Annotated in this window: 12 protein-coding genes and 1 riboswitch; of the genes, 2 read left to right on the plus strand and 10 right to left on the minus strand. The window is 47.0% G+C overall.

Annotated features, from left to right (window positions below; all coding sequences use genetic code 11):
- Positions 1 to 80: 80 nt before the first annotated feature.
- The 6 genes from T359_RS0104660 to T359_RS19335 all read right to left on the minus strand — a co-directional run bounded on the left by T359_RS0104660 (position 81) and on the right by T359_RS19335 (position 11,281).
- On the minus strand, positions 81 to 1,037 hold the full coding sequence (locus T359_RS0104660) for a methyl-accepting chemotaxis protein (RefSeq protein ID WP_026516466.1): 957 nt from the start codon (positions 1,035 to 1,037) through the stop codon (positions 81 to 83).
- An 18-nt stretch (positions 1,038 to 1,055) separates the two neighbouring features.
- Positions 1,056 to 2,150 (minus strand): FIST N-terminal domain-containing protein, encoded by a 1,095-nt coding sequence (locus tag T359_RS0104665; RefSeq protein ID WP_026516467.1) that lies wholly within the window; start codon positions 2,148 to 2,150, stop codon positions 1,056 to 1,058.
- Between the two features lie 113 nt (positions 2,151 to 2,263).
- Positions 2,264 to 3,442 (minus strand): phosphoribosylaminoimidazolecarboxamide formyltransferase, encoded by a 1,179-nt coding sequence (locus T359_RS0104670; RefSeq protein WP_026516468.1) that lies wholly within the window; start codon positions 3,440 to 3,442, stop codon positions 2,264 to 2,266.
- Positions 3,443 to 3,469: 27 nt separating this feature from the next.
- Positions 3,470 to 4,177 carry an IMP cyclohydrolase gene (locus T359_RS0104675; protein ID WP_026516469.1) on the minus strand — a complete coding sequence of 236 codons (708 nt, stop codon included), beginning with the start codon at positions 4,175 to 4,177 and terminating at the stop codon, positions 3,470 to 3,472.
- Positions 4,178 to 4,320: 143 nt separating this feature from the next.
- Positions 4,321 to 4,406, minus strand: a riboswitch (ZMP/ZTP riboswitch).
- Positions 4,407 to 4,452: 46 nt separating this feature from the next.
- On the minus strand, positions 4,453 to 9,111 hold the full coding sequence (locus T359_RS21305; protein WP_026516470.1) for a CAP domain-containing protein: 4,659 nt from the start codon (positions 9,109 to 9,111) through the stop codon (positions 4,453 to 4,455).
- A gap of 28 nt (positions 9,112 to 9,139) precedes the next feature.
- Complete coding sequence (locus T359_RS19335) at positions 9,140 to 11,281, minus strand: glycosyl hydrolase 53 family protein (RefSeq protein ID WP_051544928.1); 2,142 nt, start codon at positions 11,279 to 11,281, stop codon at positions 9,140 to 9,142.
- Between the two features lie 158 nt (positions 11,282 to 11,439).
- Here T359_RS19335 and T359_RS0104690 point away from each other — a divergent pair, with 158 nt between their 5' ends.
- Positions 11,440 to 13,032, plus strand: a complete 1,593-nt coding sequence (locus tag T359_RS0104690; RefSeq protein WP_026516471.1) for an alpha-amylase family glycosyl hydrolase — start codon at positions 11,440 to 11,442, stop codon at positions 13,030 to 13,032.
- A gap of 54 nt (positions 13,033 to 13,086) precedes the next feature.
- On the opposite strand, the gene T359_RS0104695 is transcribed toward T359_RS0104690, so the two are convergent.
- The 4 genes from T359_RS0104695 to T359_RS19340 all read right to left on the minus strand — a co-directional run bounded on the left by T359_RS0104695 (position 13,087) and on the right by T359_RS19340 (position 20,328).
- Complete coding sequence (locus T359_RS0104695) at positions 13,087 to 14,307, minus strand: permease prefix domain 1-containing protein (RefSeq protein ID WP_026516472.1); 1,221 nt, start codon at positions 14,305 to 14,307, stop codon at positions 13,087 to 13,089.
- Between the two features lie 58 nt (positions 14,308 to 14,365).
- Positions 14,366 to 14,692 (minus strand): PadR family transcriptional regulator, encoded by a 327-nt coding sequence (locus T359_RS0104700; protein ID WP_026516473.1) that lies wholly within the window; start codon positions 14,690 to 14,692, stop codon positions 14,366 to 14,368.
- A 201-nt stretch (positions 14,693 to 14,893) separates the two neighbouring features.
- Positions 14,894 to 18,154: a hypothetical protein gene (locus T359_RS0104705; protein WP_026516474.1), complete on the minus strand. Its 3,261-nt coding sequence runs from the start codon at positions 18,152 to 18,154 to the stop codon at positions 14,894 to 14,896.
- 50 nt (positions 18,155 to 18,204) lie between these two features.
- Positions 18,205 to 20,328 (minus strand): efflux RND transporter permease subunit, encoded by a 2,124-nt coding sequence (locus T359_RS19340; RefSeq protein WP_051544930.1) that lies wholly within the window; start codon positions 20,326 to 20,328, stop codon positions 18,205 to 18,207.
- Between the two features lie 159 nt (positions 20,329 to 20,487).
- Between T359_RS19340 and T359_RS0104715 the strand changes: the two genes are divergently transcribed.
- Positions 20,488 to 21,090, plus strand: a complete 603-nt coding sequence (locus T359_RS0104715; RefSeq protein ID WP_026516475.1) for a TetR/AcrR family transcriptional regulator — start codon at positions 20,488 to 20,490, stop codon at positions 21,088 to 21,090.
- The last annotated feature ends 17 nt before the right edge of the window (positions 21,091 to 21,107 follow it).

The raw sequence follows: 21,107 nt of genomic DNA on the forward strand, positions 1-21,107 counted from the left end.
TCTATTGTCGCACCTCAGGAAAGAAAATACAAATAAATAATGGGCTTTGATATGAATTATCTATCAAAGCCCATTTATCTTTATTCTTCCTTAGCTATGCGATCGATCATGGGTGATATCTGTTCAAGAACATTGTGCATATCCTCGAACATGTAACCCTTTTTGGTGATTTTGTTCTTGAGCTGTTTAACGTTCTGTGCCACATCTCTGAAGTAATCCTTGGACTCTTCGATGTTGCCCGCAACGCTGTCCATCTCCTTGTCACAGGTGGAAATTACGACTCCCATCTGCTCACCTTCTTCACGAACACTGTCCGCCACAGTACGAATTGTGTTGATAACCTGCTCTGTCTCGGAAATCCTCTCATGGGACTGTTCTATGGCAACTCTTGTATCCTCCAGGGATGCAACAAGACGATTGTTGTTCTCAAGAAGCTCTGCCATGCTTCCAGCAATCTCATTTACAAGAGCTTTGATCTCCTGAGAAAGGGAATTGACCTCAGTAGCAACAACCGCAAAGCCTTTTCCTGCCTCTCCGGCTCTGGCAGCCTCAATGGAGGCATTGAGAGCAAGAAGGTTAGTCTGATTGGCGAAGTTGTTGATCTGATTGACCTTATCCTTGATATCGTCAAAGCTCTTCTGGAACTCATCGAATACGCTCTGCATGGTGTTGATGGTATCTGAAACCGAATTGGAACTCTCATCAACCTGACGCATTCCGGCATTGGATTCATCCGCAGTCTTTGTCAGCTCTTTTATGATGCTTTCGAAATGATCCGTAACCTCTCTTATGGATCCGAACTCATCCTGGAAGCTGGCTACGCTGCCGATGATGTTTCCGTATTTTTCCTGAACCAGGTCAAAAGAGGCTTCGATGGTCTCGATACCTTCTATGGTCACGGATTCCTCTGCCTGAAGTTTATTCTTCTGCTCAATGGCAAATCTACCAACCTCACGAAGGGGGGCCAGCTGTTCTTTAATGTTCCTTTTTGGAGCTTTTACTTCTGCCTGAACTACTTCTTTTTTACCGAAAATCATCTGCAACCCTCCTTTCTATCACTCAAACACTGCGCAGACCATAGTCTGGTTAACGTGCTGCTTCTTGTACTGCTCGCCGCCGCCCACAACGCCAACGTGGTTGCCCAGTCTGGACATGTCGGTAAGGAAGGTCTTTAAATAATTCTCATTGGTAAAGAATAAATGTCTGTAAATGCAGTTTACCGAGAAAATAAAGGAGATTTTCGGATTCTCGCTCTTTATTCTTTCTCTTGTTTTCTCATTGATGCTTCTGTAATCCAAAAGCTTAAGGAAACATATGGTGTCGTTCTCATATACCTTTTTATAATTCGCAAGGCCGCCGCTATTGCTGACATCATACTGGGAAATAATGTAGGTATCATCTCCCACGATTCGGCCCAGAGGGTTCTTGAATACGTTACCCACGATCTGGCCTCTGCCTACGTTCATCTCATTGGAATAAACATCGGCTGCAGGCTTGCCATCCAGGGAAATAAGGATCTTCTTGTCCAGGTCAACCTTGGTTGCCACATGGGTCTTGGCATTTTCCGGAACGGCGTAAATATTCTCGGAATAGGTCCTGATTTTGCCGGAAGTACTCTTTACCAGCATCCAGGCACAGGCATCCTCATAGATTTTGCCGTTGACGCATACGCGGCTGTTCTGCCCCTTAGGAGCTCCGAAAACCGTGCCCCCAAGAATGGGAACATTTGCCTTTTCCAAGGCAACGTTCATGGAAGTTACAAGCCTTTCCTCGTCATTGGTGCAATACTCAAGACACACGGTATCGCTCTGACCGGGTCTTACCTTGCTCACTGCATTTTCAAGTTCAATTATGTCATAAAGTGGAGTAGTTGATAGATACCTGAGTACGCCTGCCTCTATTGTAGCGCCACTCATAAAAGCCACAACAACAAGAAGTTTGTCGGAGGCCTCTGATTCAATGTAAGAAGTTGCTCCGGTTCCAATGAGAGGAATGCCGGGAAATTGCTGTGAAAGCTGTTCAGAAACACTGTCCAGCTGATCAAAGGACGATTGAAAGAAGATACCCACAGGAGAAGATACTCCTCCGGTAGCTTCCTTTACCGCCAAAGTTACATCCGAATTATGGGATTTTCCGACTTTTACCTGCACGACTACGCCTCCTTTTTATTGACTAACGTTCACAATAATTTTAGCATATTGTCGTGCAAGTATTATCGAAATATAAATTAACTTTCCATAAATCTTATATAAAAAATGAAATATTAATGATGGAACAGACGAAGTCCTGTAAATGCCATCACCATATCATGGCTGTTGGCTGCCTCAATAACGTTGTCATCACGAACTGATCCGCCGGGCTGTGCAACATATTTTACGCCGCTCTTATATGCTCTCTCAATGTTGTCGCCGAAGGGGAAGAAGGCATCTGAGCCAAGGGCAACATCTGTGTTCTTATCAAGCCATGCTCTCTTTTCTGCCTCGGTAAATACAGGAGGCTTCTCCTTGAAGATGTGCTCCCACTTGCCGTCTGCAAGAACATCCATGTAGTCTGCGCCGATGTAAAGATCGATGGCGTTGTCGCGGTCAGGTCTCTTGATGGTATCAAGGAAAGGAAGGTTAAGAACCTGAGGTGCCTGACGGAGGAACCAGTTATCTGCCTTGGAGCCTGCAAGTCTTGTGCAGTGGATTCTGGACTGCTGGCCTGCGCCGATACCGATGGCCTGTCCGCCCTTTACATAGCAAACTGAGTTGGACTGGGTGTACTTAAGGGTGATAAGGGCGATGATAAGGTCGATCTTGGCTGACTCAGGAAGGTCCTTGTTGTCTGTAACGATGTTAGTGAGCATATCCTCGCCGATCTCGATGAAGTTGTGACCCTGCTCGAAGGTTACGCCGAATACCTGCTTCTTCTCAACAGCTTCGGGAACGTAGTTCTCATCGATCTCGATAACTGCGTAGTTGCCGCCCTTTTTGGCCTTGAGGATCTCAAGAGCCTCATCTGTGTAGCCGGGAGCGATGATTCCGTCTGATACCTCTCTCTTTACAAGTCTTGCTGTATCTGCGTCGCATACATCTGAAAGTGAAATGAAATCACCGAAGGATGACATTCTGTCTGCGCCTCTTGCTCTTGCATAGGCGTTGGCAAGGGGGCTGAGCTCTCCAAGATCCTCTACCCAGTAGATCTTTTTCTCGATATCCGTAAGAGGTGTTCCTACTGCAGCACCTGCAGGGGATACGTGCTTGAAGGAGGTTGCTGCGGGAAGTCCTGTGGCCTTCTTAAGCTCTGATACAAGCTGCCAGCCATTAAGGGCATCTAAAAGGTTGATGTATCCGGGTCTTCCGTTGAGAACCTTGATAGGAAGGTCGCTTCCGTTCTCCATATATACTCTTGAAGGCTTCTGATTGGGGTTACAGCCATATTTAAGTTCGATCTCGTTCATTTTTATATTCTCCTTTTTTCCGGGTTCTTAAGCGTTCTTGTTGATGATTCTGCTCTCGTACTTGCCTGTTGCGATCTCGATGTATCTTGTGAAAAGTGAAACCTTGTTGTCTGCATTCAGGGCATTCCAAACGTTGTTGGTGAAGTTGTCGATGTTGCCTTCGATGTTTACAAGGGTAGGCTCTCCCTCGTAGCTGGGAAGTGGATTGCCGTCACCCATGTAGGTGTGGATAAAATAGCCTTCGCCGGCCTTGGGATTCTCGTAGGTAAAGGTGAATCTCTGGCATGAAGAAGGATCGCCGTGATTGCTCTTTAAGATGGACATGGCAAAATCGTACTTGCCGTCCTTAACGTTCATGATTCCGGAAATTCTGGGTGTATAGTTGGGAGCGTCAGGCTCAAACTCTCTTGTTCTGAGGGCCTGCTCGAAGGTCTGTCCCTCCTTCATAAGGTCATATACAGTGTCGGTCTGATCTCCGTTGGTAACGATGGTTGAATCTCCCAGAACTCTTACGGGAGCATAGATGATAAGGCTGGGATCCTCCATCTTTGAAGGGTCAAAAGCCTGAGTGCGGATGCCCTCGCCGTCCTCTACGAATACACGGTTGCGGGAATTCTCAGATCTTCCCATGATGAAGTATGCGCAAGCTGCGTACTTGCCATCGGGTGTGGTGCCGATAACGATACCTCTTCCGGGATAAGTGGTGCTTGAAATCTCTTTAACTAAATCTGTCATACTGCCTCCTTATTTTTCCGCTAAGCTCCCATTTCACAACCCATAACATAGGATTTCGCTTGCGAAATCCTTACGCGCGAGTGTGCATTTCTGGTTTTTTGTTGCGTTTTTTGCAACAAGAAACCGCCTGGGCAAGCCACTACAGCGGCTGCCCAGGCGGTCGACAATTCAAATTATTATCTGTACTCCCATGTGGTTACCCACTTATCCGCCAGTTGTACAGACACCTATAAGATACATGATTTGCCTCTAAAAAACAAGTCATTTTTTGCCCATTAATTTAATGGTCTTGAACATACTTTGAAGGTAAAGGCTTTAGTTCCGCCGTAACTGCCCTTTCCTCTTATCTTGACCATGGCTGTTCCAAGGAAGCGGTTTCCGGTTACGGAAATAATCTCGTAGTCATCGGTGCTCAGAGTCTTTTTGCCTAGCTTTACGATAAGGTCCTCATCCTTGATCGGAATAATTGCTTTTCCATTGGAAAAAGACAGTTTTGAGGGATCCTTGATCTTAACGGTGGCTTTGGTTATATCCATTCCGGGACCAAGAACCCTGTAGGAGCCGCTTAAGGTATAGGTTCCGGCTTTATAGGGGCTTCTTTCGGAGCAGGTGACTGTGAGCTTTATCTCTACCGTAGTTCCTGCAGTAACCAGATCTTCATTAAGCTCTTTTCCGGTGGATGCGTCTAAATAGGTAATGTCCTCCGGGTTGTATGCCTCAACATCTTTTCCAAAGGCCAGCAGTTCCTCGCCATCATAAAGTCTTGGGGCGGATCTGTAGTAGCCCTTTCCGGCATCTTCACTGTAGATCTTATTGTCTGCGGTCAGGGTAACTGTATCAGCCAAAGATGCCTTCCTGATGCTGAATGCGCAGCTTGTGGTTCCGGTGAAATTCCCCAGGCCCTTGATCACTGCGGTGGGAGCCTCGCCCTCGCTGCTATCTGCTACCTTTTTGTTATTCTTGTAGGAAACCTTATAATCAATGCCCTCTCTGAGGAGCATATCTCCAAAGGTTACCGTCAGAACAGTTGCAGCGCCGCCCTGCCTATAAGTGGTATCTGCGGCTGAAACAAGAGCATTTTTGATGTTAGCAGCCTTTACTGTGACGGTCTTAGTTATAGTTCCGGTAAATCTTCCCTTCAGAACAAACCTGACACTGAGCTTTCCGATGGAACCGATGTTATTCATGTCCACATCATAGTCCCTTCCCTCTGTCAGGATATAGTTTTCACCGTCGATGGTGGTATACAGTGTAACTGCCTTGTATCCGGTCTTATCCTCCTTATAAAGGTCAGACAGCCCAAGGACTTTGCCTGTATACTCAGGCTTCTTGTTAAGGCCCGCAACCTTGACCTTGGAAGCGGCTATCCCTGTTATTTCTACAGTTGCCTTCTTTTCACCAAGATAGGTGATCTCCTCTGTGGATGTCTTGGCTATTCCTTTTATGGTGATGCTGTGTTTTCCGGCATCGTAGAGCTTGCCGGAAGAAACCTCGTAATCTCTGCCATATACAAAGACCTTTGCTCCCACCTTGACGGTTGCAACTCCCTCTTCAAAAAGCTTCTGAACACTGACTCCATCGCTGTTCCATGAAATCTTTGGAATCGCAACCTTTGCTTTGGATAGAGATACTGCCGTTGTATCTTTTCCTGCAAGGCAAGTCACATGTATAAGTACCGGCAATTTTCCTGTGAATCCTCCATTTTCAGAGGCTGTAACGCTTATGGTATAGCTCTTTCCGGCTTCTGCCATCTTGGAGGAATCGGTGATCTTATTTCCCTCAGAGACACTTCCTTCATAGTAATTTAGTACCACATCCTTACCTGCTGCCAGCTTCTTTCCCTTATAGGAGACCTCAGGCTTTATCTTGGAGAGCTTTGTTTTTTCGGAAAGGACAATGTTCTCTTCCGAAATAAGCTCCGCCCCTGAAAGATCCGCTTTTTCTATGGAAAACATAAAGGTGGCGGTCCCGGCATAGCTTCCCTTTCCGGTTATGATGACCTTGGGAGCCTTGGCTGCATCAGCTGCCCCAGCCTTCTGATTATTGGCGTAGGACACCCCGTAGTCCCTGTTCTCCCAGAGCTTTCTGTTTCCGTGGAACACCAGGATCTCGTCATCAAAGGTTATCTTGTCGCCTGTATAGGTCTTTTTAAAAGAAGTCACTGAAGAAGCAGAATATACGCTGTAGCCGCCGGAGCTGTTTCCAAAAGCATACCAGAGTCCGTCGGGAATATTGGAAGCATCTCCCAGGACCTTCTGAAGCTTCTTGTCATTAACATCTCCCCAGTCAAAGACAACCACATACTTATAGGTCACAGGGGCACTGTCCTGCAGTCCCTCCTTGCGGGATACAACAGTGATCCACAGGGTCCTGTCAATTCGGATCACATCCTCATAGCGGCTTGTCCCTGCAGAAGGATTGCCGTTTTTATCAAATGTAGGCTTGGCTATGCCGTCAGTGTCGTCGTAATCAATGGTGTAAAAAATCTCAGTGGAAGGATCCTTGGTACTCATAAGGAGCAGGGAATCCTTCTCAGTCTCTCCCTGAGGAAGATTAAGAACCGGTGTCTCTGCCTTGGGCCAGGGATTAATTGTGTACTGACAGGCTGCTGAGTACTTCTTGTCCTTGGTGGAAACGGTTATCTTGATGTTCTTAACCTCATCCACATTTTTAAGAACTGTCACAAGACCCTTTTTCACCTCCAGCACAGAGGAATCAGAGCTTGTCCAGATAAGTTCGCTTTCTTTGTATTTATCGCTATTTAAGGTAGCAATAAGAGTGTCTGTATTGCCGGGCTTGGCCATAAGAACTGCGGTCTTTTTATCAAGCTTGAGAACGCTATATACATCCACCTGCAAAGTGGCAGAAAGCTTGCCCATAGTAGCTGTTATCTGAACGTTGCCCTCCTTGTCAGAAGTCTCCAGCTTGGCGCTGGCACCATTTCCTGTGACACTTAAGATGGAAGGATTGGAGGAAGTCCAGGTGACATCCTTTATCTCCTGAGAGGTCACCTCGGGCTCATGCAAAAGCTTGATATTCTGTGTATTATCGGGCTCCATAAACAGCTTTTCTTTTTCAAAATAGATCCTGGTGATGGGAGCCTCTTTTACGGTTACGTTGATAGTTGCTTTCTTGGAAGTATCCCTGTCAGAGGTAAAGGTGATCTTGGAGGTTCCCACTTTTTTACCTGTAAGTGCGCCGGTTGAGGCGTCATACTCCAGGATCTGAGCATTCTCCACCTGGGCTGTGGTGGCGGAGGAAAAGGTCTTTTTCCCCGCAATGACAGGTATGGCCTCGCCTATAAGATAAATGGTCTTCATGTAAGGAAGCTCAAGAGCCTGGCCGGAATCATAGGTGGTGCCGTTTTTATCAGCCTTGGCATCCTCAATGGAGTTGTACTTTTTGGCCACAACCTTGGCCACGTTTGGCTGATCCTCCACCTTGACCTTCGCTGTGGCAGACTGGCCATCCGCAGTGGCTTTAAGAGTCGTACTGCCCTCAGTAAGCGCCTTGATGGTTTTATTCTTCTTATCAACACTGATGATCTTACTGTCATAACCGCTCCAGGTTGGTGCTATGCCTGAAACATAATGTCCGGATCCCGGCCAGCTCCGGGAGAGAGCGATTTTCTCGTAAACTGTGGGAAGGGACGCTGTTTCATCGGGTTCCAGTTCGATTGATGTGGGATTTACTGTCACAGTTTTTGATGTGATATTGTCCTTATCAATCTGAATCCCAACAGTCTTTACCGCATCACAGGCAGCGGTCTTGTTAAGACTTGTAGCTACAGTGTTGAATTCCTGTACCCAGTAATCGACGCCATCCAGCTGTACATGTGCTATTCCAATGTACTTATAGTCGCTTCCCAGCATATTCCTTCTGTGTCCCTGGCCGCTATAATCATCGTCATCCTCTCTCCATCCTTCAAACACGGCCTGGGCGCTTCTATAACCTGCCGCAATATTTTCTCCGGCTCCTCCAATAGCGGTATAAGCTGTAAAACAGCTCCTTCCGTCAGGTCTTGTGTGATCATAATAAACTGCAATTTCTGCAGCTCTCTGCATTGCCACCTGTTCAAGGCCGTAGTCATACTCCAGCTTTGAGAGATTTTTATAATATACTTTTTTTGAATTTGATGAATCCCAGGCCCAGACTTCAGAACCTGTTCTGAAGGAATTGACGCTGTCCAGCATATTTCTTGACTCAGTCTGTCCGTAGGTCATGTCAAAAGAATAGGTCACATAATCACCGGAATCCTTGAATACTGAAGCAACCTCGCTGACATGATATCCGGAGTCAAAAAAGATCAGGTTTCTGCCCGAATCAAGAACAGCAGCTACCGGAAGAGTCACAGAGCCTGTTTGTCCGTAATAACTTCTGTAGGCTCCAAACATATAGTTGTTATTGGAGCTATTTATAGAAGCAAGTGCAGAATACTGCTTTGCAAAATTAGCAAGACCGTCATCCACATCATCCACATCCATGATAATGATCTTAATGGACTTTTTCTTGTTATCCCTGACAGAAGCCACCTGCTTCACCATGGAATTGGTATTATAGCAGGTCGATCTGCCAAAAAATATAGCGACATAGTCCTCAGAAAAATCGCTGACATGATAGGTCTTTCCATCAGTTGCGACGATGTTCATATTGAGGATATAGCTCTTTGCCGACTCAGCACTCTGGAAAGAAATCTCGGAATCATCATCATCCTGAGGCACCAGAGAGGCTGGCTCATCTATAGAGATCTCCTGATCCTCATCTTCAGGAATTTCTTCAATAATTTCCTCGGAAGCCTCATTATCTTCTATGAGTAATTCCTCTTCCTCCAAGGCAACATCCTCCTGTGCAAAAGAAGTGATGCTGCTGCCTGCAACCATGGATGTTATGTTAAACATCGCCAGCATTATCGCTATACTTTTTCTAATCTTCATCGCCCGCCTCCATAAAATCAAAAACTCATTAGTTCCTGGTCAGCGCAAAATCGTCAATGGTTCCCCAGCTACCCTTGTTGCATACATAATGTACGCCCAGCTTAATGGTGTCGCCTTCCTTTATCTCAATGTCGTCGATAACAGGATTCTTCCACTCGGCCCAGTTGGTGACCATGAAGGTTTTGGTGTAGGTCTTATCTCCCACAGTGGCAAAAAGCTCCAGGTTGGAATCCCCGGACATATCGCCGCCCTGGGCAAAGCACTCCAGCTTGTAGCTGCCGGGCTCAAGCTCTGTGAGCTCCTGGAAAATGGTGAAATCCATAGGGCCGTCTCCGGACCAGAAGTGATAAGCGTAGTCGCCGGTGTGGGCATCATCAGCCTTTTTCTGAAGGTCCGTAGGATTGGAGGAGCCCTCGTAGCTTACCTGCCACATGGACACGTCACCGTCCTCAAAACCGGGGTTCAGAACCACGTTGGGTAGCTTTATCTCCAGATGACACACAATATCGAAGCTCTCGCCATCGCTGCCCTTAACGGTTCCCGGAATGTTGAGGCTCATGGCCTTGGTGTTGTCTATCTTTGAAGCCACATCGGGATCCCACTCCACAGCCACCTTCTGGTTCTTGGAGGTGTCATTGTAGATAACATCAGCCTTTTCGGGAAGCTTGATGTCATCCCCTGTGGTGTAGGTCAGATAAACATCAGGCACAGCGTCGATCTTAAGAGGCGCCTCAGAACCTGTTCTTATAAGTTTAAAAACGTTGAGGGATGCCAGTGGATCCCCGTCAAAGCTGAACATTGCCTGATTGTCCCAGGAACATCCGCCGTAGTAAAGACCTGCATCATCGGGATCATAATCCCCGGCAAAGCTGCTGGCCCAGCCGCTTCCGTAGGTCTCCCATTTCTCGGAATTCTTGTCCGTGGGCTTACCTACAGGGATCCAGGTGCCTTCCCAGTAAAAGATTCCAAGGCCTCCCGCTTCGTTTACAGCCGCCATGGTGTCCCTGAGCATATTGGCCTGGCCCTGGACCGTGGCGGGATAACCGTCAACGATATCTCCCGCTCCGGAGATGCTGTTGCCGGTGCCGTCACCCTCCTCCGCAGTGTAGCAATAGGAGGTCTCCGCCAGCATAACCTGCTTGCCGTAGTCATTTTGTATCATCTTAAGGGCGTCCTGCATTCCTTCGAAATCTCCGTTCCAGAAGGGATAGTAGGAAAGACCTATAATATCGTAATCAACGCCGGAAAGCCCCAGATTGGTCACTCTGTTGGTGAGTTCGTCCTTATCCTGAATATTGGTGTAGTGGATCACAACCTTTATATCTTTTCCGTATTTGTCAGCAGCTTCCCGGACAGCCTTGCTTCCTGATGAAAGAAGCTTAGTCACATTGGCCTGACTCTTCTCGCCGCTCATTCCGTAGTTGATCTCATTTCCCACCTGGACCATTCCAACGTCAACTCCGGCATCCAGAAGCTGTGCCATACTGTCAGCGGTAAACTCATAGAGAGCATCCGCCTTCTCACTAAGGCTCATACCCTCCCAGGCCTTGGGTGCGTGCTGCCTCTTGGGGTCAGCCCAGAAGTCGGAATAATGGAAGTCGATGCAGACCTTCATGCCGTACTTGGTGGCTCTTTTTCCCAGTTCTATGGCTGTGGGCAGGTCATTGTTTCCGCCTCCGTAGCCGTTGCCGTCCTTGTCATAGGGGTCATTCCAGACGCGAAGTCTTATATAGTTGACGCCGGACTCCGCCAGGGTCTCAAAAACATCTGCCGCTTCGCCGTTGTAGTTATAGTAATTAACTCCGCTGTTTTCCTCTGCCAGCACCGCTGAGGCATCCATTCCGCAGATGAAATCCTCGGAAAGTCCCTCGATCTTTTTTACAAAAATCTCAGTATCTACGGGCTCGTGAGGCTCTGCGGGGTTAACTATAGGCTCCGGCTTCTTTATTACTTTTTCAGCGCTCTCTGCCGCCTCCGCCGTAGATGCAGCCTCTGCGGATTTCTCTGCACTTACAGCTTCTGTGGCAGTTTCAGCCTGCTGCTCTGTCACGGCTTCCGGCTCCGCTGTTGCCGGCTGTGCCGTATCCTCGGTGGCACTTCCGCAGGCACCCATTATGCTCATACTCAAGCCGCAAGCCGCGGCAACTATACATTTTGTCCTTCTTTTCATGATTCTCCCCTTACTTTCCTTTGTTTTTGCATTGTCTAATGCTGTAATCCATTTTACACTAGTTTTAACAGTAAAAAAAACAATAACTTATTGAAGTTCTCCCGCTTATAGTCTACAATTACGATTATCGGAAACGTTTCCGACAAAGGAGGAACATTATGCCAAACTGGTTAAAAGATGCTGTATTTTATGAAATCTACCCACAGTCCTTCAAGGACACCAACAGCGACGGTATCGGGGATATCAACGGTATCATCGAAAAGCTTGATTATGTAAAGAGCCTTGGCTGCAACGCCCTTTGGATCAATCCCTGCTACGATTCCCCCTTCAAGGATGCGGGCTACGATGTCAGAGATTATAAAAAGGTTGCTCCCCGCTATGGCTCCAACGAAGACCTCTACAGACTCTTCGGAGAGGCCCACAACCGCGGAATCCACGTGCTTCTGGACCTGGTTCCGGGGCACACCTCAGAGGAGCATGCCTGGTTTAAAGAGAGCATGAAGGCTGAGAAAAATCATTTTTCAGACAGATATGTGTGGACCCACGGCGCCTTCCAGGGCATCGGCGGACACCCCTACATCGGCGGCGAGGCTGAAAGAGACGGCTGCTACATGCTGAATTTCTTCAAGTGCCAGCCGGCCCTTAACTACGGCTTTTTGAACAGAACCGAAGAGTGGCAGATGGCTCCGGACGCCCCCGAGTGTATCGCCACAAGAGAAGCCATGAAGGACGTAATGCGCTTCTGGCTTGACCACGGCTGCGACGGCTTCCGTGTGGACATGGCTGATTCCCTGGTAAAAGAGGATGATGAGAACAAGTCAGCCACAGGAAAGATCTGGAAAAACATAAGAGAGATGCTGGATAAGGATTATCCCGAGGCAGCCATTATCTCCGAGTGGAGCAATCCCCGTCAGGCCCTGAAAAACGGCTTCCACGCTGACTTTTACCTGGATCATCACGGAAACGGCTACAACACTCTTATCCGTGACAACGAGACCCCCGGAGGCGATCATAGCTTCCTAAAAAAAGACGGAAACGGAGATATCTTCAGATTCCTGGACGATTATCTTCCTAAATATGACGAGACCAAGGACTATGGCTACATCAGCTTTATCACCTGTAACCACGACACTCCAAGACCCAGAAAGACTCTTTCCTACAGAGAGCTCAAGGTCGCATATGCCATGTTCCTTACTCTCCCCGGTGTTCCCTTTATTTATTACGGCGACGAGATCGGCATGAGATATCTGGACATTCCCACCAAGGAGGGCGGCTTTGCCAGAACCGGAAGCAGAACTCCCATGCAGTGGGATGACAGCAAGAACCACGGCTTCTCCGAGGCCAATCCCGATATTCTCTACCTTCCTCAGGATCCTGCCGATGATGCACCTACGGTAGCTTCCCAGGAAAAAGATGCGGATTCCCTTCTCAACGAAGTGAAGGCCCTTACCGCTCTTCGCCACAAGTATGCGGATCTGCAGGCGGATGCACCCTTTGAAGTTTTGTATGCGGAAAAAGAAAGCTTCCCCTTCATATACAGGAGAGGCAATCTGATGATCGCCATCAATCCTTCGGAAAAAGAAGCCTCTGTATCCCTTATAGACAATGACCACTATGAGGACCTTGCAAGGGTATCCGATGAATACACCTATGACAATTCCGATATCATCCATTGTATCGGAACCTGCGATGTGACTAATACCAAGATCACTCTCGGCGCACAGTCCTTTGCAGTTATCAAACTGGATTAAAAATCAAGGCTCCGGACTTCACTTATAAGTCCGGAGCCTTTCTATTTCTATATATTATTTTCTGCCGTAGGCTTTCTTGAGATAAGTGTGTACGATGGGAGCGATGATCCAGATCAGCCAGATGCGGCCCCACATGTGGAATACGAAACCGCCCAGCATGAAGATGATAAATACCACGAACCAGAAGTTCTCAAGGATCGTCTCCATAAGAGGACTTGCTTCGCGGCTGCCCTCTGAAGCAGTTCCAGCCACTGTTTCAACAACCTCAACCTTATTACCTGTCATTGTTTCAACGGTTCTTGTAGTCTCTTTTTCCCAGTTATCCATAATCTTGTCATCCTTCTTTCCATTGTCTATTGAAACCACGATGCTCTTGCCATCCTTTGTGTGCTTCTCAATCTTGATGTTTCCGGTGTTCTTGTCTACTGTGGTCCTCTTGATCTCTTTGCTATCTTCCTCATCATCCTCGGAATCCAGATCCTCTCCCAGGTGAAGGAGTCTGTGGCATGCGCCGGTCTTAGCTGAAGCGCTCACAATGAAGAACACTCCAAGGCCTGCCAAAATGAAAAGAAGTGAAGGGGCAAGACCCTCAGTAATAAACTCATTTTTGAAAAGAAACTCTAAAACTGCAACGGGTAAAACACTTAAGGAGCAAAGCACGATTCCCAGGGCCAGTGTGATTCCCTTGGTGATCTGATGTGCGTTAAGCTCGCCCTTAACATACTCTTTTGTCATGTCATCTATGTAGCAGGGCTCTACTCTTAAGTATTTCCACTCTTTTCTTCTGGCATTGGATAAAACTATGAAGCCCACACCAATTGCTACCAGTACGAAGAAGGCTGTAAGTGCAACCGCAAGCACCAGCTTGGAAACTGCATTTATGGCAAAAAGCTTGGCCAGCTCATCGGAAAAGATCGGAGGAACCACCGATACTATGCAAAGTCCAATGCCAAGAGCCAGAAGGAATTTGGAGAAAGCGTGCTCAGCGATATAATCCCTGGCCTCATCGATGCTGACATATCTGCCAACCTTCTCGGTGTACTCGCCATCGCCCTCTGCATCTGACCCAAGTCCCAGGGACTGCTTTATCTCTTCGAGGTTGCCAAACTCTGAAATGATAACCCCAACTGCCTCATTCTCAGGCTTGCCCTCAGCCAGAAGTTCATTAAATTTATCTTCCATCATTGAAAGAAGCTCTTCCTTTGCCCTAAGAACCTCCTCAGTCTTAGGAAAGTTTGCAAACATGTTTTCTAAGTAAATTCTGATTGTATCCATTTTAGTCTCCCTTTATTTTTTCACACACTTTTTTCGATTAAATCAAAAACTTAATGAACTACTCGATAAATCTTTCAATGACATCCTTGGTCAGCTGCCACTCTTCACATTTTTCCCTGTAATAAACCCGTCCTGCCTCGGTTATCCGATAATAGGTCCGGCGCTTGCCGTTCTCAGCTTCCTGACTGAAGGAGGTGATATAACCGTTCTTCTCAAGTCTTGTGAAAGCCGAATAAAGCGTCGTCTCCTTGATCAGATACTTCTCATCGGAAAGAGCCTTGATATTCTTGGATATCTCATATCCGTAGGAGGGCTCCTGAAGCAGGAAATACAGGATAATCGTGTCGTTGTAGCCTCTGATCACATCGCTACTAATCTCCTGCATAGCTTTATTTCCTTTTCTGTGAATTTTATTTATTTTACTACGACAAACATACTACGTCACTCGTACTACGTCTGTCATAGTAAAAATATAATACGACTGTCGTAGTATGTCAACACTTTTTTATTCGCGTTCTTTTCTGCGAACAAAAACACCCCGCAGAGTGCGTAGACTCTGCGGGGTGTGCCCCCAATACATATCGAATTAAAGTGATTTGATACTGTCTGTCTTGATGATGAACTTAACTGAACTGTCCTCATCCTTGGATGCTCCGCCGAAGGAGGTGTAATCCTTACCTGCCTCCTGGATTGCGGTGATCCTGTCAGCAAATTCTGTCAGGTCTCCGTCGAAAGCATCATAGAGCTTCTGGATACCTTCCTGGTCGAACTTGAGCATTCCCTCAAGGAGTTCCTGTACGCCGTCATCAAGCTTGATGGCACCGTCGTTGAGTTGTGAAACGCCGTCATTCAACTCTGCTGCGCCATCGGAAAGCTTCTTGGCACCGTCTGAAAGATCTCCTGCTCCGGAATTGAGCTTCTGAGCGCCTTCGTCCAGCTTTACAGCACCCTCTGAAAGCTTAACTGCTCCGTCGTTGACCTTAACTGTTCCGTCTGAAAGCTTGCCTGCTCCGTCGTTGAGCTTGGAAGCACCGTCTGATAACTTGCCTGCTCCTGCGTGTACCTGGCTTACGCCCTGGGATAACTTCTTTGCTCCTGCGTCAACTGTAGCTGCGCCCTCAGAGAGCTTGTTTGCTCCTGTGTTAAGAGCCTCGGCTCCGTCTGCTATCTTCTTGGCACCGGCAACAAGTGTGCCTGCACCGGTTGAAAGCTTGTCATTGTTGGAAACAAGTGTCTTTGTTCCCTCAGAGAGCTGAGTAGCACCGGCGGAAAGAGTTCCAAGGCCTGTGTTAAGCTCCTTGGCTCCGCCATACAGTGTCTTGATTCCCTCAGCCATCTTGCCGTTTCCTGCTGCCACCTGCTCAGCGCCGCTCTTAAGGTCCTGAAGATCCTTAAGTGTAGCCTCGCTGAAATCAACGGAGTTAAGAGTCTCAAGGGTTTCTCCCAGAATTTTAACTGAAGCCTTAGCTGCTCCGTATACTCCTGAGTAAGTTGCAATTTTCTGAATAAGTACAGTTGTCTCCGCTGTCTTAGCCTTGGTCTGCTCCTCTACCTGGGCAAGGATTGCTGCCTTGGTCTTCTCACTGGCCTCTGCTGCAGCCTTCTGGGCAGCTTCCTTGATCATTGCCTGAAGCTCTTCCATGGTAAGAGTTACTGTTCCGGCGTTCTCGTTGCCTGCGCCGCCGTTTCCATTATTTACATCATCTGTTGCACCGTTGTCACCGGTATTTGTATTATCTTCGGTGTTTCCGTTATCTTCTGTGCTGCCGGTGTTACCTGCATCTGCATTGTCACCGGTATTACCTGCGCCTGCGTTGTCACCGTCATTGTCTTCGGTATTACCGTTTCCTGCTTCATCTCCGTCATTGGAGGTTTCATCTGTATTCTCAGTGCTGCCGGTATTTGAAGCATCATCTGCGGAAGCATCATCTGCGGAAGCATCATCTGTGGAAGCATCATCTGAAGAATCATCAGGCTCTGCTGTGAGAACTCCGCTCTGGGCTGTAACTACAAGCTCCTCGCCGTTCTCTTCCTGAGTTACTGATCCGCTGTTTGACTGCATAAGAGCAGCAAGGCCTGCGTCTCTGATATCTATAGCTGTTGCAGCATCTGCAATCTTACCGTCGGAAAGAACATACAGTGCCTTAACTACTGTTTCACTGCACTCCGCATTGCCCTCAAGGAATGCCTTTGCAAGGCTGAATGCCTGATACTGCTGGCTGATCTCCTGCTTCTTGGCCATAAGACCACTGAGAGCGGATAACTTATTTACAACCTCTGTCACACCGGCGCTGACCTGAGCTGAGCCTGTGGCAAGGGCTGCTGCACTGTTGACGATATCAGCCTGGTCCATTCCTGCCATGAGCTTGTCTGAACCGGCCTTGGCGTTTCCTGCGCCGGTTGCGAGAGCCTCAGCTCCCTCCTGGATTTTCTTGGTGGCAGCCAGGTAATCCCCAAGTCCGCCGTAAAGTGTATCTCCGCCTGCTGAAAGGGTCTTACTTCCCTCTGCCAGGTTCTTTGTTCCGGTTGCCAGTTCTTTGCTTCCATTGGCCAGCTGGGTTGTTCCGTTTGCAAGGTCCTTGCTTCCGGTCTCAAGCTGGGCTGTTCCGTTTGCCAGCTCCTTGCTTCCGCTTGCCAGCTGTGATGCTCCGTTTGCCAGCTCCTTGCTTCCGTCAGTCAGCTGTGCTGTTCCGCCTGCCAGCTCCTTGCTTCCGCTTGCCAGCTGTGAGCTTCCGTTTGCCAGTTCTCCTGTGCCCTGGGCCAGAGTCTTGGTTCCGTCGTATAAAGTTACGCTTCCGTCAGCCAGCTGCTGTGAACCGTCATAGAGCTTTGAAACGCCTTCTCTTAAATCACTTGTTCCGTCCTTAAGAGTTCTGCTGCCATCCACCAGCTTGTCAGAGCCGTCCTTAAGCTCTCCCATGTCATCCTTAAGGTCATTTATCTTGTCAGAGCCTGTGATCTCTGACATTCCAAAATCTGAAAGGATATCTGAGCTTGCCATGGTGATGGTCATTCCAAGTTCGAAGTCATTTACATCTGCAGTAACTTCAAAGTGATCTGAAAGCTTATCCTCGATCATTCCTTCTGAATCAAGCTCTTCCCACTTCTCATCGCTGATATCAAGGCTCTCCTTAAGTCCCGGAACTGCAACACCCATAACTACGATGTTGCCTCCATCTGAGATAACCTTACCGTTGGAAACCTCAACATTGCTGAACTTATCTGAATCAAGCATCATTCCTGATACCATGGCAAAAGGTGTATATACCTCAAAATCCTTGCCATCTACATTGACGATCTGCTTGTCCTTATTCTCATAGTCAAAACGGATGGTTACTTTTCCGCTCTTTCCAGCCAGCTCCTCAGGAGAAATCTCTTTTCCGTCCAGGGTGTAGCTGATCTTCATCTTAACGGGAAGCTCCTTATCGGTGGTTCCCTGATAGTAGATATCTGAACCTTCAGCGTCCCAGGTAACTGTTCCGTCTCCGTTCTCGGTGTAGGTCTCTGAGCCCTTGACGTTTACAATGTTCTGAAGCTGTGTGGAATCCTTGAGCTCCTGTGAAGTCTCTGCATTCTTAAGCCACTCGCTTACGATGACATCCCCAACTTCTCCGTTGGCATTGGCTGTAACATAAACTGTCTCAATCTTGCCCGCGTCTGAAGTAACTGCTCCTGCCTTGTTGGCAACTGTTACTATGGTGTTCTCAAGGGCCTTGTCCCGGGCTGATTCCTGAGTGATTGCTGCTGTTGTATCTGTGGCTGTGGTGGCGCCGCAGGCAACGGTCATAACTGCCAGCATAGCTGCCATAACAACTGTTAAAGTTTTCATAAGATTCTTTCTGATCATAGTTCTCCTCTTTTCCTATGTAACATTTACATATATGTATTTATGAAAAATCAGGCAACCTTGTGTCTGTGAATAAAACCGATGTGATGGTGATCGTCAGAACTCTTTTCATCGGAAAGATGCATTCCGAAGGTGGTCTTAACAATGAGTCCGTCGAAGATCATATACATTGCAGGAAGCACCAGAAGTACGGTAAACATACTGATGATGGCGCCTCTCGCCATGAGGTTACAAAGTGATCCGATCATATCGATGCTGGATATAAGTCCAACTCCGAAGGTAGCTGCAAAAAAGCTAAGGGCACTTACAATTACTGACTTCATGCTGGTTGTAAGGGCAATTCGGGTGGCTTCCTTCTTGTTGTGGCCGCTGTTTCTCTCATTCAGGTATCTGGTGGTCATGAGGATCGCATAGTCAACGGTGGCACCCAGCTGAATGGTTCCGATAACAACGGAAGAAATGAAAGGTATTGTTGTATGGGTGTAATAGGGAAGACCCATATTTACAAAGATCGCAAACTCAATTACTGAAACCAGGATAAAAGGAAGACTGGCTGACTTAAGTACAAAGGCAATGATGAGGAATACCAGTCCGATGGAAACGAAGTTAACAACCTGGAAGTCGTGATTGGTGATATTGATAAGGTCCTTGGTACAGGGCGCCTCACCTACAACCATGGCCTTGGGATCATAGCTTTTAACTATTCTGTCCACCTCAGTTATCTGAGCATTAATCTCGTCGGAAGCTATCTTATAATCTGTGGTCAAAAGAACCATCTTCCACTGGTCACTCTCAAGATCTGAAAGAAGATCATCGGGGATGAACTCTCTTGGGAAAGCAGGTCCTATGATGGAATCTGTGCCCAGAACCGAAAGGATTCCGTCGGTATCCTTAAGCTCTTTTATCATCTGATTCATGGAAGCTGTATCAAGGTTCCTATCAACCAGGAGCATGTAGGCTGAGTTCATTTCAAATTTCTCATCAACCTCATTGGCACCCTTGACACTGTCCAGGGAATCCGGCAGGGTCTGGGTCAGGTCGTAGTAAACACTGGTGTGGTTGTTTCCGTAAACCGCCGGAGTGATAAGGATAAGGAAGATCAAGAAAAATACCAGGTAATGCTTAGCCACAAAGTTAGGAATCTTCACGAATTCAGGCATCAGTGGTTTATGTCTTGTCTTCTCAATAAGCTTGTAAAAAACAAGGATCATGCTGGGAAGGATTGTTACACAGCCGATAACTCCGAATACAACGCCCTTTGCCATTACAACACCAAGGTCAAGGCCCAGTGTAAAGCTCATGAACATAAGAGCAATGAAGCCCGCAACTGTTGTAATTGAACTTCCGATAACCGACTGGAAGGTGGCTGTGATGGCATTGGCCATAGCCTCATTCTTGTCATCATTTTTTTCAAGTTCTTCCTGGAAGCTGTGCCAGAGGAAGATTGAGTAGTCCAGAGTAACCCCCAGCTGAAGCACTGCACTCAGGGACTGGGTGATAAAGGATATCTCTCCCTTAAACACATTGGTTCCCATGTTGTAAACAATAGCCATTCCTATACTAAGAAGGAAGAAAAGCGGGATCAGGTAGGAATCCATTGTCAGTGAAAGAACGATAACTGCAAGAAGAACTGCAATTCCTACATAAATAGGTGTCTCCTTCATGGCCAGGTTCTTGGTATCAGTAACAATGGCGCTCATACCGCTCATAAAGCACTGCTTATCGGAAATCCTTCTGATCTCTTCGATGGCATCCATGGTTCCGTCGGAGGAGGTTCCCTCGTCGAATACCACAAACATCATGGTGGCATCTCCGCTGTTAAAGGCCTCATATACATCCTTTGGAATCATCTCCATAGGAACTGAAATATCAAGAACCGAGTCATACCAGAGAACGTTGGCAACGTGGTCCACATTTTCTATCCTGGCCTTAAGGGCTGCCACATCCTTCTCCTCCATGCCCTCTGCCACATACAGAACAAAGGAGCCGGTTCCGAACTGATCCAGAAGTATATCCTGTCCCTTCATGGTCTCAATATCCTTAGGTAAATAAGTAAGGATATCGTAGTTAACTCTCGTATTGAAGTAACCGATTGCAGACGGAATCAGCAATGCGAAGGCTACTATCAATATGATGTACCTCAGTTTTACGATTAGTTGTGATAGTTTTTTCATAGCTCTGCCTCTTTTTTGAAATTTAAACTTGACTATTGGTCAGTTTCTATAGTATGGTATATCACGTTAATGACCGTTGGTCAATATTATTTTTAAAAAAACATTTCAAAAATACGTAAAACTGATATAATAAATGTATAATTATGAGGAAATTAAAATATGGGAAAAGCAGAACAAAACAAAAAAATTAAAATGGATAACCTGTTAAACACCTCTTTTGAGCTGTTTACCTCCAAGGGTCTGAACAAGACCTCTATATCTGACATTGTAGAGAAAGCAGGCGTTGCCAAGGGAACCTTTTATCTGTATTTCAAGGACAAATACGATATAAGGAACCGTCTTATTGCCCACAAGTCGAGTCTTCTGTTCATGCAGGCATACAAGGCCCTTCAGGAAGCCGCTATTGAGGGCTTTGTGGACAGGATAATCTTTATAATGGATTACGTTCTTGACGAGCTGGCAGCCAATAAAGGTCTTCTTGCATTTATATACAAAGATCTCAGTTGGGCAGTGTTCAAAAAAGCGTTAACAACCCCTATAAGCAGTGATGATGTGGACTTTGAAGAGGTCTACAGAAAAATGTTGGAAGAATCCGGGTTCGAATTCAGAGATCCTGAGGTAATGCTTTTCCTCATTATTGAGCTGGTGGGCTCAGCGGGCTACAGTTCTATAATGTACAACGATCCCGTCTCCCTCGAGGAGCTTAAACCTCATCTGGAACCCACTGTAAGAAGTATTATCCAGCAGCACATAGTCAAGTAAAAAATGCATTTTTATAA

It is taken from the genome of Butyrivibrio sp. MC2021 (assembly GCF_000621605.1).
In the GTDB taxonomy this organism is placed as follows: domain Bacteria; phylum Bacillota; class Clostridia; order Lachnospirales; family Lachnospiraceae; genus Butyrivibrio.